General features: G+C 72.7%; 14 protein-coding genes and 1 tRNA gene. 7 read left to right on the plus strand and 8 right to left on the minus strand.

Translation table 11 applies throughout. The features are described 5' to 3' along the window. Positions 1-173 precede the first annotated feature (173 nt). Positions 174-246: transfer RNA gene (locus tag AC07FY_RS29275), tRNA-His, on the plus strand. A gap of 77 nt (positions 247-323) precedes the next feature. Here AC07FY_RS29275 and AC07FY_RS29280 read toward each other — a convergent pair. Further along, positions 324-1352, minus strand: a complete 1029-nt coding sequence (locus AC07FY_RS29280; protein WP_479012180.1) for a LacI family DNA-binding transcriptional regulator — start codon at positions 1350-1352, stop codon at positions 324-326. A gap of 102 nt (positions 1353-1454) precedes the next feature. Between AC07FY_RS29280 and AC07FY_RS29285 the strand changes: the two genes are divergently transcribed. From AC07FY_RS29285 to AC07FY_RS29305, 5 genes are all read left to right on the plus strand, one after another. Further along, entirely contained in the window at positions 1455-2783 is a 1329-nt protein-coding gene (locus tag AC07FY_RS29285) for an ABC transporter substrate-binding protein (protein WP_479012183.1), read from the plus strand. Positions 2784-2790: 7 nt separating this feature from the next. Beyond that, positions 2791-3777 (plus strand): carbohydrate ABC transporter permease, encoded by a 987-nt coding sequence (locus tag AC07FY_RS29290; protein WP_479012186.1) that lies wholly within the window; start codon positions 2791-2793, stop codon positions 3775-3777. Then, a complete protein-coding gene (locus tag AC07FY_RS29295) occupies positions 3774-4598 on the plus strand; it encodes a carbohydrate ABC transporter permease (RefSeq protein ID WP_479012189.1) in 825 nt (274 codons plus the stop codon). Before AC07FY_RS29290 ends, AC07FY_RS29295 begins: the two co-directional genes overlap by 4 nt. Then, the gene (locus AC07FY_RS29300) at positions 4595-5944 is read left to right on the plus strand and encodes a GH1 family beta-glucosidase (RefSeq protein ID WP_479012192.1); all 1350 of its coding nucleotides are present in this window, start codon (positions 4595-4597) and stop codon (positions 5942-5944) included. Before AC07FY_RS29295 ends, AC07FY_RS29300 begins: the two co-directional genes overlap by 4 nt. 157 nt (positions 5945-6101) lie before the next feature. After that, on the plus strand, positions 6102-6602 hold the full coding sequence (locus AC07FY_RS29305; RefSeq protein ID WP_479012195.1) for a MarR family winged helix-turn-helix transcriptional regulator: 501 nt from the start codon (positions 6102-6104) through the stop codon (positions 6600-6602). A 118-nt stretch (positions 6603-6720) separates the two neighbouring features. On the opposite strand, the gene AC07FY_RS29310 is transcribed toward AC07FY_RS29305, so the two are convergent. The 5 genes from AC07FY_RS29310 to AC07FY_RS29330 all read right to left on the minus strand — a co-directional run bounded on the left by AC07FY_RS29310 (position 6721) and on the right by AC07FY_RS29330 (position 10097). Further along, complete coding sequence (locus AC07FY_RS29310; protein ID WP_479012198.1) at positions 6721-7020, minus strand: hypothetical protein; 300 nt, start codon at positions 7018-7020, stop codon at positions 6721-6723. 102 nt (positions 7021-7122) lie between these two features. After that, positions 7123-7788, minus strand: a complete 666-nt coding sequence (locus AC07FY_RS29315; protein WP_479012201.1) for a disulfide bond formation protein B — start codon at positions 7786-7788, stop codon at positions 7123-7125. A gap of 14 nt (positions 7789-7802) precedes the next feature. Next, complete coding sequence (locus AC07FY_RS29320; protein ID WP_479012204.1) at positions 7803-7964, minus strand: DUF5993 family protein; 162 nt, start codon at positions 7962-7964, stop codon at positions 7803-7805. Positions 7965-8031: 67 nt separating this feature from the next. Beyond that, on the minus strand, positions 8032-9411 hold the full coding sequence (locus AC07FY_RS29325; protein ID WP_479012206.1) for a sensor histidine kinase: 1380 nt from the start codon (positions 9409-9411) through the stop codon (positions 8032-8034). Beyond that, the gene (locus AC07FY_RS29330; RefSeq protein WP_479012209.1) at positions 9408-10097 is read right to left on the minus strand and encodes a response regulator transcription factor; all 690 of its coding nucleotides are present in this window, start codon (positions 10095-10097) and stop codon (positions 9408-9410) included. Before AC07FY_RS29330 ends, AC07FY_RS29325 begins: the two co-directional genes overlap by 4 nt. Positions 10098-10176: 79 nt before the next feature. On the opposite strand from AC07FY_RS29330, the gene AC07FY_RS29335 reads away from it, so the two are divergent. Further along, positions 10177-10707 (plus strand): hypothetical protein, encoded by a 531-nt coding sequence (locus AC07FY_RS29335; RefSeq protein WP_479012212.1) that lies wholly within the window; start codon positions 10177-10179, stop codon positions 10705-10707. An 83-nt stretch (positions 10708-10790) separates the two neighbouring features. Here the strand turns inward: AC07FY_RS29335 and AC07FY_RS29340 are convergent, their stop codons facing one another. Together AC07FY_RS29340 and AC07FY_RS29345 are read right to left on the minus strand one after the other, a co-directional pair. Continuing rightward, on the minus strand, positions 10791-11429 hold the full coding sequence (locus AC07FY_RS29340; protein WP_479012215.1) for a class I SAM-dependent methyltransferase: 639 nt from the start codon (positions 11427-11429) through the stop codon (positions 10791-10793). 162 nt (positions 11430-11591) lie between these two features. Then, positions 11592-12485: a spermidine synthase gene (locus tag AC07FY_RS29345; RefSeq protein WP_479012218.1), complete on the minus strand. Its 894-nt coding sequence runs from the start codon at positions 12483-12485 to the stop codon at positions 11592-11594. Positions 12486-12492: the final 7 nt, after the last annotated feature.

Below are 12492 nucleotides of genomic sequence, written 5' to 3' on the forward strand. Positions count from 1 at the left end.
GTACTCGGGCGCCCCGACAACGCGGCGGGGTGCGGTGCCGGGCGTCGCGGGCCAGCCGGGACTTCGACGACAGGGCCGAGCCGACCCGGAGCCGGGGCGCGGCCGGGGGGAGCGAGCACCCTCCCGGACCCTGTACCCTTTTCTTCGGCCGGTCGGTTCTCCGACCGGACATGGTGGGTGTAGCTCAGTTGGTAGAGCACCTGGTTGTGGTCCAGGTGGCCGCGGGTTCAAGTCCCGTCACTCACCCTGCAAGGAAGAGGGGCCTTCCGTCCGCGTGAGCGGACAGGAAGGCCCCTCTTCCCGTTTCCACCCCGCACGGCGGGTCAGGAGGACTCCCGGACCACCAGCCGGTTCGGCAGCACGACGGCGGACTCCGGCTCGGCCTCCCCGGCGATCCTGGCCAGCAGCACCCGGGCCATGGTCCGGCCCATCTCCTCGATCGGCTGCCGCACGCTCGTCAGCGGCGGGTCCATGTGCCGGGCCACCACCGAGTCGTCGAAGCCCACCAGTGCCACGTCCTCCGGGATCCGGCGGCCGGCCGCGCGCAGCTCGCGCCGGGCGCCCGCGGCCATGACGTCCGAGGCCGCGAAGACCGCGTCGAGACCGGGCCTGCGTTGAAGAAGCCCGCGCATGGCCCGGCGCCCGCCCTCCTCCGTGAAGTCGCCGGCCGCGATCAGTTCCTCGTCGGCCTCGAGCCCGGCGGCGGCCAGGGCCTGCCGGTAGCCGTCGAGGCGGCACTGGGCGCCGTAGACGTCCTGCGGTCCGGTGATCGTCGCGATGGCCCGGCGGCCCCGGCCGAGCAGGTGGCGCACGGCTTCGGCCGCGCCCTCCAGGTTGTCGGAGTCCACCGAGGGCAGGGGTTCGGCCGCCGAGCGGCGCCCGCTGATGACCGTCGGGATGCCCAGCTCGGCCAGCAGCTCCGGCAGCGGGTCGCCGGCGTGCACGGAGACGAGGAGCACGCCGTCGACGCGGTGGCCGGAGAGGTACTGGGAGAGGCGGCGGCGCTCGCGGTCGCTGCCGGCCAGGGTGAGGACGAGCTGCACGTCGGTCTCGGCGAGTGCGGCGCCCACTCCGCGGACCACGTCCGAGAAGTACGGCTCCGCGAAGAAGCGGGCCTCCGGCTCGGGGATCACCAGGGCGATGGCGTCGGTCCGGTTGGCCGCCAGCGCCCGGGCCGCGCGGTTGGGCACGTACCCCAACTCGGCGACGGCCGCCTCGACCGCGCTCCTGGCGTGCTCGCTGACCCTGGAGGAACCGTTGATCACCCGGGAGACCGTGCCGCGCCCGACCCCGGCGCGCGCCGCGACCTCTTCCAGGGTCGGCCGTCCCCTACTGCCCCCGTGCGCCTTCATTGATTCCTCCCGAGTGTGAATCTACCCCTTGACGAGTGTGGGAGCGCTCCCACAGTGTGTCACACGACATCAGGCACGTTCCGTCCTTCAGGGAGGATGCACATGCGAGCCCACGCCCGAGCCCGAAGAACCCTTGCCACGGCAGTGACCGCGGTGGGAGCTGCGGCGCTGCTCCTCGCGGGGTGTGCGCAGGATCCGCAGGAGAAGTCCGAAGGCGGCGCCCCGGCCGGTGACAAGGCCAAGACCACTCTGACCGTCGGCGTCTTCGGCGCGTTCGGTCTCCAGGAGGCCGGGCTCTACGACGAGTACATGGCCCAGAACCCCGGGATACGCATCGAGCAGACGTCGATCGAGCGGAACGAGAACTACTACCCGCAGCTCCTCACCCACCTGGGGACGGGCAGCGGACTCGCCGACATCCAGGCCGTCGAGGTCAACAACATCGCCGAGATCACCGCCACCCAGGCCGACAAGCTGGTGGACCTGGGCAAGGCGCCGGGGGTGGACAAGTCCGCCTACCTGCCCTGGAAGTGGGCGCAGGGCACGGCGAAGGGCGGGGCCACGGTCGGCCTCGGCACCGATGTCGGGCCGCAGGGCATCTGCTACCGCAAGGACCTCTTCGAGGCGGCCGGGCTGCCCACCGACCGGGCCGCGGTCGGGGCGCTGTGGGCGGGCGACTGGAACAAGTACCTGGAGGCGGGCAAGACCTACAAGGCCAAGGCCGGCGAGGGCAAGGCCTTCGTGGACTCCGCATCCGGCGTGATGGCGGCGGTGACGGGCAGCAGCGGGCAGCGGTACTACGACGAGCAGGGCAAGGTCGTCTACAAGACCAACCCGGCGGTGCGCGGGGCCTTCGACCTTGCGGCCTCCTTCGCGGCCGAGGGGCTGAGCGCCAAGCTCCAGCAGTTCACCCCGGCCTGGGACCAGGGCTTCTCCAACGGCTCCTTCGCCACGGTCTCCTGCCCGGCCTGGATGCTCGGCTACATCCAGGACAAGGCGGGCCCGGCGGGCAAGGACAAGTGGGACGTGGCGCAGGCGCCGAAGCCGAGCAACTGGGGCGGTTCGTTCCTGATCGTGCCGAAGGCGGGGAAGCACGCCGAGGAGGCGGCGAAGCTGGCCGCCTGGCTGACGGCTCCGGCGCAGCAGGCGAAGCTCTTCGAGAAGCGGGGCAGCTTCCCGAGCGCGAGCGCCGCCTACAAGCTGCCGGCGGTGGCGGGGGCGCAGCACGCCTACTTCGGCGGGGCCCCGATCGGCGAGATCTTCGCCAGGGCGGCGGAGGGCGTGCCGGTGACGGTGGTCGGCCCCAAGGACCTGGTGATCGCGCAGAACCTGGCGGACATCGGCATGCTCCAGGTCGACCAGAAGGGCCGCAGCGCCCAGGAGGGCTGGGAGGCCGCGGTGAAGGCGATCGACAACGCCTTGGATCAGTGAGGTCCAGGTGACGGACGAGACGGCTGTCCTCTCCCCTTCCGCCGTCGGCTCGAAGGGGCCGGCGGCGGAGGGGGGCGGCCGGGGCCAGGTGTGGCGCTCGCGCCGCTACCGCTGGGACCTGCGCTGGAGCCCCTACGCCTTCGTGGCGCCCTTCTTCCTCTTCTTCGCCGCCTTCGGGTTGTTCCCGCTGCTGTACACGGGCTGGGCGGCACTGCACCAGGTGGAGCTGACCGATCCGGACAGCATGACGTGGGTCGGGCTGAAGAACTTCACCCGGCTGTGGGACGACGAGTTCTTCTGGAACGCCCTGCGCAACACCGTCACCATCGGACTGCTGTCCACGGTGCCGCAGTTGGCCATCGCGCTCGGTCTGGCGCATCTGCTGAACTACAAGATGCGCGGCTCCGCCTTCTTCCGGGTCGCCGTGCTCACCCCCTACGCCACCTCGGTGGCCGCGGCCACGCTGGTCTTCGTGCTGCTCTTCGGCCGGGACTACGGGATGGTGAACTGGGCGATGTCCGCCGTGGGTCTGGGACCGGTGGACTGGCAGAACGGCACCTTCGCCTCGCAGCTGGCGGTCTCCACCATCGTGGTCTGGCGGTGGACCGGCTACAACGCGCTGATCTACCTGGCGGCGATGCAGGCCGTGCCGGGCGAGCTCTACGAGTCGGCGGCACTGGACGGCGCCTCGCGCTGGCAGCAGTTCCTGCACGTGACCGTGCCCTCGCTGCGGCCGACGATCCTGTTCACCTGCGTGGTCTCGACGATCGGGGCGACCCAGCTGTTCGGCGAGCCGCTGCTGTTCAACGGCGGGGCGGGTGCGACGGGCGGCTCGGATCACCAGTTCCAGACGCTCGGCCTGTACCTGTACGAGCAGGGCTGGGTGAACCTGCACCTCGGGCGGGCCTCGGCCATCGCCTGGGCGATGTTCCTGATCCTGCTGGTCATCGCGGGCGCGGCTCGGCTGCTGCGCGGACGGGGGGCTTCCCGATGAGATCCCTGCGCGCGGGCAGGTTCACCTACGTGGTGCTGGCCCTGTTCACCCTGGGCTCGCTCTTCCCCCTGGTCTGGACGGCCATCGCGGCCTCCCGGAGCAATACGCGACTGGCGCAGACCCCGCCGCCGTTCTGGTTCGGCGGGAACCTGGGCCGCAACCTCCAAGTCGCCTGGACCGACGCCAACATGGGCACGGCCCTGCTGAACACCGTGATCGTGGCCGGTACCGTCGCCGCGGGAACGGTGATCTTCTCCACCCTGGCGGGCTTCGCCTTCGCCAAGCTCCGCTTCCGCGGCAGCCGGCTGCTGCTGGGGCTGGTGGTCGGGACGATGCTGATCCCGCCGCAGCTGAGCGTGGTGCCGCTGTACATGCTGATCGCGGAGCTGTCGTGGACCGACCGGCTCCAGGCGGTGATCCTGCCGACCCTGGTGTCCGCGTTCGGCGTGTTCTTCATGCGGCAGTACCTGGCGCAGGCCCTGCCCATGGAGCTGGTGGAGGCGGCGCGCACGGACGGGGCGAGTTCGCTGCGGGTCGTGTGGCACGTGGTGTTCCCCGTCGCCCGGCCGGCGATGGCCGTGCTGGCCATGCTGACCTTCGTGATGGCCTGGAACGACTTCTTCTGGCCGATCGTCGCGCTGACCCAGAACGGCAGCCCGACGGTGCAGGTGGCCCTGACCGGGCTGGGCCGGGGGTACATCCCCGACCAGTCGGTGATCATGGCGGGTGCGCTGCTGGGCACGCTCCCGCTGCTGCTGGTGTTCCTCCTCTTCGGCCGCCAGATCGTGGGCGGCATCATGCAGGGAGCTGTCAAGGGATGACGAGTGTGCCGACGGAAAGACTGACGTTCCCGGACGGGTTCCTCTGGGGCACGGCCACAGCGGCCTTCCAGATCGAGGGAGCCGCCTCCCTGCGAGGCCCTTCCATCTGGGACACCTTCTGCAGTACGCCCGGAAAGGTGCACGGCGGTGACACGGGCGAGGTGGCCGTCGACCACCACCGGCTGTGGCGGGACGACGTACGGATGATGGCCGGGCTGGGGCTCGGCGCCTACCGTTTCTCGGTGTCCTGGCCCCGGGTGCTCTCCGGTGGGATCGGCTTCTACGACGCCCTGGTGGACGAGCTGCTCGCCCACGGGATCAAGCCGTGCGTGACCCTTTACCACTGGGACCTGCCGCAGGAGCTGGAGGACGCGGGCGGCTGGCCGGAACGGGAGACGGCCTACGCCTTCGCCGCCTACACCCAGCAGGTGGCGAAGGTGCTGGGCGACCGGGTGGAGCTGTGGACCACCCTCAACGAGCCGTGGTGCAGCGCCTTCCTCGGCTATGGCTCGGGGGTCCACGCCCCCGGCCGCACCTCCCCGGCCGACTCCCTGCGCGCCGCCCACCACCTCAACCTGGCCCACGGCCTGGCCGCCGCCACCCTCCCCGCCCCGGCGCAGGTCGGGATCGCCCTCAACCCGAGCGCGGTCCGGCCACTCACGGACTCGGACGCCGACGTGGACGCGCAGCGCCGCATCGACGCCCTGGCCAACCGGATCTTCACCGGGCCCCTGCTGCACGGCGCCTATCCGCAGGACCTCCTCGCGGACACCGAGGCCCTGACGGACTGGTCCTTCGTCCGCCCCGGCGACGAGGCGCTGATCCACCACCCGCTGGACTTCCTCGGGGTGAACTACTACACCCCTGCGGTCGTCGCGGCGGCTCCCGCCGGCTCCGGGCCCCGCGCGGACGGCCACGGCGCCACGGACCACTCCCCCTGGCCGGGCGCCGACACCGTGGCCTTCCACCAGCCTCCGGGCGAGCGGACCGACATGGGCTGGTCGATCGATCCGACGGGCCTGTACGACCTGCTGATGCGCTTCTCCCGGGAGGCGCCGGGCCTGCCCCTGCTGGTCACCGAGAACGGCGCGGCATACGCCCCGGACCTGCACGACCCGGCGCGGATCGCCTATCTGGAGGCCCACCTGGCCGCGGTACACCGCGCCCTGGCGGACGGCGCCCCGGTGGGGGGCTACTTCCTCTGGTCGCTGATGGACAACTTCGAATGGTCCTACGGCTACAGCAAGCGCTTCGGCATCGTCCACGTGGACTACGAGACGCAGGTCCGCACACCGCGCTCCAGCGCCCACTGGTACGCGCAAGTGGCGAGAACGGGATCCCTCTGACGCTGCGGCGCCCCCTCCCGCCGGGGGACTCGGCGCACCTGCGCGGATCGACATGACCGGCTCCTTTCCCTACACTCCACGGACTGGACGTGTGACGCAGATTCCGCTCTGCACAGTCTCTGCGTCACACAGTCAAATCTGGAGCACGGAGAAGCCGATGTCAACGAAGGTCCCCCGTAGGGGTGACGAGTGGAGCCGCGCCGAGCTGCTCGCCCGCGTCGTCACCGAGAGCCGGCGCCACCACGCCGACTACTCCGTCTTCCACCAGGCCCTGGCCGACCACGTCGGACTCCACCCCACCGACATGCAGTGCGTCGCCCTCCTCGACCTGGAGCCCGGCCCCGTCAGCACCGGCGACATCGCCCGCCTCACCGGCCTGACCTCGGGTTCCGCGACCCGTCTCGTCGACCGGCTGGTCAAGGCGGGCGTCGTCCGTCGCAGCTCCGACCCGGACGACCGCCGCCGCTCGCTGGTCTCGCTCTCCGCCGAGGCCCGCGAGCGGATCGCCGCGGCCTGGGACACCCCGGGCCGCGCCTTCGGCGCCGTACTGGAGGGCTACACCGACGCCGAACTCGCCGTCATCGCCGACTACCTGCACCGCGCCGCCGAAGCCGGCCGCGCGGAGGCCGAGAAGCTGGCCTCCGGCGACGCCGGCTGACGGCGGCCCGGACCACACCGCCGGCATGCGCCGACATGCCGGGCCTCCGGTCGCGAACCAGGCGCGACACACCCGGAACGCCCGGGATGGCCCGGCCCCGCCCCAGCCGTCCCGGACCTCAGGGCGAGGACTCCGTGGCCGCCAGCCCCTTCGCCAGGTCCTCGGCGTTCATGACCGGAGCGACCTCGACCTCCGCGTTGAACTCCAGCAGCAGGCTCTCGACCAGCGCGGGCATCCGCGCGCTCTCCTGCAGGTCGAAGAGCATCCAGAAGGACCGCACGCCCTCGTGCAGCCCGAAGTGGGCCGCCTCCGGCTTGACCTTCTCCATCAGCGTCCTGATGGGCTGCGGCAGGGCGCCGGTCTTGATGCCCTCGTTGCTGGCAGCCGTGTCGAGGTGGGCGCGGAGCATGACTCCCATGCCGACTCCTTCCGGCACGCCCACCCTGTGCGGGCGTGAGGGGGGCGGCAACATCTCCGCCACCGTCCGGGGAGGCCCGCCCGACCCGTCAGCGCGTCCCGTTCACGGCAGTGGCGCGGGCCGGCCCCCGCCCAGGATCCCCACGTCATAGAAGAACCGGTAGCGGGCCGGGTCGTCCGGGAGGAACCAGTGGAAGCCCTCCTCCAAGAACACCGCCACCAGGTTGACGGCGATGACCAGGCCGAGGAACCCCAGCGCGAGCACCCCCACCGTCCGCGGCAGCCCCGGCACGTCCGCCGGGACGGAGCGGTCCGCCGTGGAGTGGGCGAAGGCCAGGGCGATGCCGACGGCCACCACCGACGCCCGGAAGAGGATCCACGCCCAGACGTGGAGGTGCAGGCCGAACACCTCGCTGCCGTACCCCTTGTCACCGGGCAGGACGTGCAGCATCGTCTGCCGCCACGACGCGAAGGAACCGGCGGTCACCGCGACCAGGGACAGCCCCCAGCCCATCATGTAGTCGCGGCCCGTGACCGTGCCGCAGGTCAGCGCCGTGCGGATGATGTGGCCCGCCCCCAGGGCCGCCAGCAGCATGAACATCCGCTGGACGACGCACAGCGGGCACGGGTACTCCCACAGCCCGAACTGGTAGAAGAGGCCGCCGCAGACCACGGCCGTCCAGCCGGCGGCGAAGACGCAGGCGAACCAGAACTGGACCCGCCCGAGCAGGCCGCCCGTCGGTGCCTCCTCCCGCAGGAGGCTCTCCATCACGGCCACCGTCATCAACTCGGCTTCAGGGCGAGGCCGCCGGTGATGTGGTGCGCCATCAGCAGGACCACGGCCAGCAGCACCACCCACCACGCACCGAGCACGACCGCCCGGGGCGACTGCCGGCACATGGCGATGAACGTGGCGAGGAGGCCGCCGAAGATCAGGGTGTCCATGCCGCGGACCGTACCGATCCCCGGACACCGCGCCCGCGAGGCGCGCCTCCGCCCCCGCGGCGTTACGTCAGTTGCTGCGCCTCTTGCGCCGGCCGTGCCGCGTCCGCGCCCCGCCGGAGCCGCCCCGGGTCCGGCCGTCCAGGCCGATCCAGACCCGTACCTCGGTCCCGCCGAGCACCGAGCGCCCCAGCCGCACGTCCCCGCCGGTCGACTCCGCGACCCGGCGCACGATGTCCAGGCCGAGGCCGGTCGAGCCGTCGCGCCCGCCGTCGTTGCCGCGCCGCAGTGCGGCGTCCGGGTCGGCGATGCCCGGGCCGGCGTCCGAGACGAGCACGATGACCGCGTCCGAGGCGTCGTGCACGTCCACCGCGAAGGGAGTGCCCTCGGGGGTGTGCCGGAAGACGTTGCCGAGCATGGCGTCGAGGGCGGCGGCGAGTTCGGGCCGGGCCACGGGGATCCGTACCGTACGGTCCACACCCGCGAGCCGCACCTCGCGGCCCTCGTCCTCGGCCAGCGCCGACCAGAAGGCCATCCGGTCGCGGATGACCTCGGAGGCGTCGCATCCGGCTCCGGCACCCGCCGCGGCGGGCGGGCGCTGCTCGCGGGCCGTACGGATGATGGTGTCGACCTCCCGCTCCAGCTGCTCCACGGCCTCGCGGGTCTGTTCGGCGGCCGGGCCCTCGCCGAGCGAGGCGGTGTTGAGCCGCAGCACCGTCAGCGGCGTGCGCAGGCGGTGGGAGAGGTCCGCGGCCAGCTCGCGTTCGTTCGCGAGGAGTTCCACCACCTGGTCGGCCATCGCGTTGAAGGCGGCCGCCGCCGAGCGGAGTTCTTTCGGACCGTCCTCCGGCACCCGCGCCCCGAGCCGGCCCTCGCCCAGCTGGTGCGCCGCGTCCGCCAGCCGCTCGGCCGGCCGGACCAGCCGGGCGCCGAGCCGGTCGGCGACCGCGACCGAGCCCACGACCAGCGCCGCTCCCACGCCCGCGAGGATCAGCCAGGCGGTGGTGACGCCGTTGCTGACCTCGCTCTCCGGTACGAACACCTCCACCACCGCGATGTCACCGGATCCGAGCGCGGTCGGCTGGAGCAGCGCCGACCCCCCGCCGGGCACCGAGGCCGTCGTGGCCCGGCCGATCCGCCGGGTCTCCGCGACGGCGTGCGCACCCGCCCGGCCCGTGCCGACGTCCACCGGCGGGCTGTCCCCGATCGCGGGCACGTGCACGGCCATCCGCCGGGCCGCGCCCATCTGCGTGGACTCCACGGCCCTGCGCAGCTGGACGGGGTCGGTGGTGATGGACAGGGTCGGCCCGATGGTGGCTGCCTGCCGCTCGGCGTTGGAGAAGGCGCGGTCGCTGGCCATCTCCCGCACCACCAGCCCCAGCGGCACCGCGAACGCCACGACCACCATGGCGGTGACCGCGAGGCACACCTTGACCAGGGCCCACCTCACGTCGGCGGCTCCAGCTTGACCCCGACGCCGCGCAGCGTGTGCAGGTAGCGCGGTCGGGCGGCGGTCTCACCGAGCTTGCGGCGCAGCCAGGAGAGGTGGACGTCGATGGTCTGGTCGTCCCCGTACGACTGCTGCCAGACCTCGGCGAGCAGCTCGCGCCGGGCCACGACCACCCCGGGCCGCCCGGCGAGGAAGGCCAGCAGGTCGAACTCCCGGCGGGTGAGGTCCAGCACCGTCCCGTCGAGCTCGGCCTGCCGGCGCAGCGGGTCGATGGCCAGCCCGCCGACGCGCAGCACGCGCGAGGGCGGTTCGGCCCCGGCGGCGGCGCGGGCCCGGCGCAGGACGGCCGCCATCCGGGCCGAGAGGTGCTCGACGGAGAACGGTTTGGTCAGGTAGTCGTCGGCGCCGTCGTTGAGCAGCCGGACGATCTCCGCCTCGTCGTCGCGCGCGGTCGCGATGATCACCGGCACGTCGGTGATGCCGCGCAGCATCTTGAGTGCTTCGGACCCGTCGAGGTCGGGCAGCCCGAGGTCGAGGATGACCAGGTCGAACCGGTGGTGGGCGACCTCGCGCAGCGCCTCCAGGGCGGTGCCGACGCTGCGCACGGTGTGCGAGGCCTCGGTCAGGTGCCGGATCAGGGCGGAACGTACGAACTGGTCGTCCTCGACCACGAGCACACTTGCCATGGCCCGCACCGTAGTCCATTCGGGCGACCCGGGGAGGTGGCGGGCCGCGTCTGTGACGGGTGGTGCAGTATGTCCCTCGATGCAGCGAGGTCTTGTACATGCCATGGCTTGGACGCTGGCGACCGGAGCGGCGGTGACGCTGTCGTGGTGGGGCGTGCACACCGTCATGTCCGGCACGGCCTACGACCGCCCGCTGGCGGTGCCGCTGGCCACGCAGCCGCTGTCGTCCTCGACGCACGACTCCCGGCCCCCGTCGCCGGAGGCCGCCCCGTCCACCCCCGCCTCCTCGGCGGACCCGCAGCCGTCGGCGTCTTCGTCGCCGGCCGGCCCGCCGCCGGCCGCCGGGGCCGCCTCCGGCAAGCCCGCGCCGAAGGCGTCACCGCGCGGGGGCAGTGTGAGGGCCTACCCGGTGTCGGGCGGCCGGGTGGTGTTCGACCTCGGTGCCACTTCGGCCGAGCTGGTGTCCGCGACCCCGGCCGCCGGCTGGCGGATGCAGGTGTGGAAGCAGGACTACTGGATCCGGGTCACCTTCACCCGGGACGGCCGCGAGGTGTCGGTCTTCTGCACCTGGCACGACCACCCGCCGCGCGTGGAGACGGTCGACCCCTGAGGGACCGCCTGCCGCGCCCCGGTCGCAGCCACTGGGTCCTGTCGTCAAAGTAGCGCCGCCAGGCGCCAGTTCGACGACAGGGCCTAGCGCCCGGCCCCCGGAACGCTGCCCACCAGGACGAACTCGTTGTACGGGAAGACCTTGCCCATCGGGCGGGGGAAGGGGAACGAGTACGTGTGCCGCACCGCGACCCCGGCCCGGGCCGCCGCCGCGCGCAGTTCCTCGAAGCCGACCCAGCGGATGTGGGTGGCGTCGGAGCGGAAGCCGACCTCCTGCGGGGTGATGAGGACGAGCTTGCCGCCCGGCTTCACGAGCGGAAGGTACTGCTCCAGCAGCGCGGCCGCGGTCTCCTCGTCGACGTGCTCCAGCACGTGCGAGGCCAGCAGGCTGTCGAAGGAGCTGGGGCCGCAGTCCGGGGCCTGGGCCAGCTGGTCGGGGGTGTAGGCGGTCAGCCCGCGCTCGCGGCAGGTCTGCACCGAGTGCGGGTTGTGGTCCACCCCGACGCTCTGGGGACCGCAGTTGATCAGGTTCCGACCCAGGCCGCAGCCGATGTCGAGCACCCGGCCGAGCCGCAGCCGGCGCAGGTTCCACCGGTAGGGGGTCTGCGTGGGCAGCAGACGCTTGATCCCCGACTGCTCGAGGCGGGCGAGCCTGCGCGTGTAGTCGGACGTGGCGGTGCTGGGCGAAGGAGAACCCGGGGTTGCAGCGTGGGAATCAGACATCGTTGGCCGTCTCCTGAGCACGTCGTAGGAGGAGCGCGCCTCCTAGGGATCAACACACTACGCATCAGGACCGATTGTCGGGAGACCCCTTCGCAAGGTCGGCGGCTCGGGCAGCCGCCCGTGCTGTGACCGGAACGGTTCACCGCGTCGCGGCGCCCGGCACTAGTCGAAGACGGACGGCGGCGGCTGCGGCGAGGCCACCGCCGAGGCGTCCGCCACCGGCGCGGCCCCGCCCGTGAAGTCCGCCAGGGCCCGCCCGTGCTCCACCCGGCCCGGATGCGGGTCGCTCGCGACCCGTCGGGTGAACTCGGCGACGGGCAGGTCGCGGTCCGAGGCCACCAGCACCGCGTTGCCGAAGCGCCTGCCCCGCCACACCACGGGATCGGCGGCGAGCGCCAGCCGGCTGAACCGGGTCGCGGCCGTCGCGATCTGACCGCGCAGGTGGGCCAGCGGCGGACCGTCCGCGAGGTTGGCCACGTACCACCCGGTGGGCGCGAGGGCGCGGCGTACGTCGTCGAGGAACTCGGTGCTGGTCAGGTGCGCCGGGGTGCGCGCACCGCTGAACACGTCCGCGATCACCAGGTCCGCCCAGCCGTCGGGCACCTTGGCCAGGCCCGCCCGGGCGTCCACCGCGCGGACCCGGATCCGCGCCTGCGGGTCCAGCGGCAGGTGTTCCCGTACGAACGCCACCAGCGGGGCGTCGATCTCCACGACCTGCTGGGTGGAGCGGGGGCGGGAGGCGGCGGTGTAACGGGCGAGGGTGAAGGCGCCGCCGCCCAGGTGCACCACGTTCAGCGGCTGCCGGGCCGGCGCGGCGAGGTCGATCAGGTGGCCGATCCGCCGCTGGTACGAGAAGTCCAGGTACCCGGGGTCGGCCAGGTCGACGTGCGACTGGGGGGCGCCGTCGATCAGCAGGGTCCAGGCGTCCGCGCGCTCGCGGTCGGGCGCCAGCTCGGCCCGCCCGCCGGCCACCTGCCCGACGACCGGCTCCGCGCCGCCGCGCCCGCGCTGCTGTGCGCCCTTGTTCCGGGCCTTGCCTCTGTCTCTGCCTGCCACCACCCCA

It is taken from the genome of Streptomyces sp. NPDC045967, assembly GCF_056430495.1.

Excerpts from the sequence above, each read along its gene's own strand:
- AC07FY_RS29335 (WP_479012212.1), top strand. The coding sequence starts at position 10,177 with ATGCAGCGAGGTCTTGTACATGCCATGGCTTGGACGCTGGCGACCGGA.
- AC07FY_RS29295 (WP_479012189.1), top strand. The coding sequence starts at position 3,774 with ATGAGATCCCTGCGCGCGGGCAGGTTCACCTACGTGGTGCTGGCCCTG.
- AC07FY_RS29315 (WP_479012201.1), bottom strand. The coding sequence starts at position 7,788 with ATGGAGAGCCTCCTGCGGGAGGAGGCACCGACGGGCGGCCTGCTCGGG.
- AC07FY_RS29285 (WP_479012183.1), top strand. The coding sequence starts at position 1,455 with ATGCGAGCCCACGCCCGAGCCCGAAGAACCCTTGCCACGGCAGTGACC.
- AC07FY_RS29320 (WP_479012204.1), bottom strand. The coding sequence starts at position 7,964 with ATGGACACCCTGATCTTCGGCGGCCTCCTCGCCACGTTCATCGCCATG.
- AC07FY_RS29340 (WP_479012215.1), bottom strand. The coding sequence starts at position 11,429 with ATGTCTGATTCCCACGCTGCAACCCCGGGTTCTCCTTCGCCCAGCACC.
- AC07FY_RS29305 (WP_479012195.1), top strand. The coding sequence starts at position 6,102 with ATGTCAACGAAGGTCCCCCGTAGGGGTGACGAGTGGAGCCGCGCCGAG.
- AC07FY_RS29300 (WP_479012192.1), top strand. The coding sequence starts at position 4,595 with ATGACGAGTGTGCCGACGGAAAGACTGACGTTCCCGGACGGGTTCCTC.
- AC07FY_RS29280 (WP_479012180.1), bottom strand. The coding sequence starts at position 1,352 with ATGAAGGCGCACGGGGGCAGTAGGGGACGGCCGACCCTGGAAGAGGTC.
- AC07FY_RS29310 (WP_479012198.1), bottom strand. The coding sequence starts at position 7,020 with ATGGGAGTCATGCTCCGCGCCCACCTCGACACGGCTGCCAGCAACGAG.
- AC07FY_RS29330 (WP_479012209.1), bottom strand. The coding sequence starts at position 10,097 with ATGGCAAGTGTGCTCGTGGTCGAGGACGACCAGTTCGTACGTTCCGCC.